General features: G+C 35.5%; 1 protein-coding gene. It reads left to right on the forward strand.

Translation table 11 applies throughout. The features are described from left to right. Positions 1–78: 78 nt before the first annotated feature. A partial coding sequence (locus tag HJV72_RS18825; RefSeq protein WP_208073387.1) for a site-specific integrase occupies positions 79–394 on the forward strand: 316 nt, incomplete at its 3' end.

The following is a 394-nucleotide window of genomic DNA, read 5'->3' on the forward strand; positions in this document are numbered from 1 at the left end:
AAAAATAACCAGATGATTTGATGTTACGGCATGCTATGATAAAAATCAAATTATTGGGTTAAAGGAGAGAAGTATGAAATGAAAAAAGCTGTATTGAATCAGAACATTTTAAAAAAATACAGAGAACATCTGTATGATGAAGAACGGAGCCAGGCGACGATTGAGAAATATATGAGGGACGTCACATATTTCTATCAATATCTGCCGGATGAGGATAAAGTGATTACAAAAGAGGTTCTGGTAGCATATAAGAGCAGCCTGTCCGACAGATATAAGATATCCAGCATCAATAGTATGCTTGCTGCCTTAAACGGATTGTTAGAATTTATGAAGCTGAATAACCTGAAAGTAAAGCTTCATAAGGTACAGCGCTCAGCTTTTTATGATGAGGAAA

The sequence above is a fragment of the Extibacter sp. GGCC_0201 genome, assembly GCF_017566055.1.
In the GTDB taxonomy this organism is placed as follows: domain Bacteria; phylum Bacillota; class Clostridia; order Lachnospirales; family Lachnospiraceae; genus Extibacter.